Annotated in this window: 1 pseudogene; it reads left to right on the forward strand. The window is 74.3% G+C overall.

The features are described 5' to 3' along the window. Positions 1–759 (forward strand): annotated as a pseudogene (locus SACPADRAFT_RS33485) (hypothetical protein); the annotation flags it as partial.

Genomic DNA, 759 nt, shown 5'->3' on the forward strand with positions numbered 1-759 from the left:
GGCGGCACGCCCGGCGGAGCGGGCGGCAGCGGCAGCGCCCCCGGTGGTGGAGCGGGGGCCGCCGGGGTCCCCAGCGCCGAGGACATGATGCCGGACACGGAGCAGGCGACGAATCCGGTGACCGGCGAGGACCTGGAGGTCGACCCGGAGACCGGCGAGCCCTACCCGATCGACCCGGAGACCGGTGAGGCGGTCAAGGACGCGGCGGAGCAGGAGACCTTCACCGTCGAGAAGGGTGACCGCACCTTCGAGATGACCGAACCCGGTGAGAACGGCAGGATGGGGATCTCGGTCGCGGACGGCTCCGGCGAACCGAAGGACTACACCCTCGACTTCGGTACCGGTGGGTCCCCGGACGGTGCGACAGCGGAGGGCGCCGCGGGTGGGGCGGAAGACTTCGGACCGGACGGCCGCACGAGCGGGGAATCCGGGGAAGGCGAGGGACCCGGCGGCGAGAGTATCCATCGCCCGGGGCCGGACGGCACGATCCGGATCCAGGAGGACGGCTTCGAGCTGACGGCGGAGCAGCCGCAGGGCCCGGAGGGTCCGACCGTGGTCACCGTCGATGACGGTCAGGGCGAGCCCACCACCTACACCCTCGGTGCTGAGGACGAGAACGCGACGGCGGGCGGCCAACCGGGTGCGGGCGCCGGCCGCGGTGACGCGGGGGCACGCGCGGAGACCGGGGAAGTGCCGTCCCGGAACCCCACACCCGATCCCGGCGGGGAGGGCGGTGGTGCCCCCGACGCTGCCGCCGAC

Origin of the sequence: Saccharomonospora iraqiensis subsp. paurometabolica YIM 90007 (genome assembly GCF_000231035.2) — a bacterium.
GTDB lineage: Bacteria > Actinomycetota > Actinomycetes > Mycobacteriales > Pseudonocardiaceae > Saccharomonospora > Saccharomonospora paurometabolica.